The organism is Mammaliicoccus sciuri, assembly GCF_002901825.1.
GTDB classification, from domain to species: Bacteria; Bacillota; Bacilli; order Staphylococcales; family Staphylococcaceae; genus Mammaliicoccus; species Mammaliicoccus sciuri.
Genome location: NZ_PPQD01000021.1, coordinates 1 through 297 on the forward strand (window position 1 = coordinate 1; position 297 = coordinate 297).

1 pseudogene is annotated in these 297 nt (G+C 28.6%); it reads right to left on the reverse strand.

Going from position 1 to position 297, the window contains the following annotated elements:
- Positions 1 to 297 (reverse strand): annotated as a pseudogene (locus tag CD035_RS13930) (hypothetical protein); the annotation flags it as partial.

Consider the following 297-nt stretch of genomic DNA (forward strand, 5'->3'; position numbering starts at 1 on the left):
CTTTACATCTTTATTATTATCTTCTTTTTTCACATCAACTTTTTTAGAAACATCAGAAGATTGAGGTTCAGACTTTTGATTATTCACTGCTACTTTATTTTGATCATTAGATTTATTATTAGCTACAGCTTTATTATCTTTATTTGTATCAGATTTATTTTGATCAGTAGCATCCTTCTTATCAATTACATTACCCTGACTATTTGATTTTTTATCAACTTTAGCCGGTTGTTCTACTTTAGTAGGAACATCTTGTTTTGGTTGGTCTGATGTAGACTGATTGTCAGTAGTGTTTTT